1 protein-coding gene is annotated in these 265 nt (G+C 36.6%); it reads right to left on the bottom strand.

Annotation, left to right across the window (positions count from 1 at the left end):
• A partial coding sequence (locus SCA31_RS23825; RefSeq protein ID WP_410699476.1) for a DUF349 domain-containing protein occupies positions 1-265 on the bottom strand: 265 nt, incomplete at both ends.

Genomic DNA, 265 nt, shown 5'->3' on the forward strand with positions numbered 1-265 from the left:
TCTGCTACAGGTTCTGCTTCTTCTTTCCAAAGTTTGTGAAGATATTGCAGTTCATTCAATGCCTTTTGAATCACAGGTTCATGTTGAAGTTCCTGTGCACGGGCAATGATGTGTTGTCTTTTTTCAAGGTTATGGCTGTATTCCTGCTCCAGAAATTCTTTATTTAAGTCCAGCATTTGATAAAACTGATTCAAATGGTGGAAATAATTATTGTTAAGGATTTTAAATTCAGATTTAGCAACCTGTCCTGCATTGGACCAGTCTT

Source organism: Chryseobacterium sp. SIMBA_028 (assembly GCF_046535285.1).
GTDB lineage: Bacteria > Bacteroidota > Bacteroidia > Flavobacteriales > Weeksellaceae > Chryseobacterium.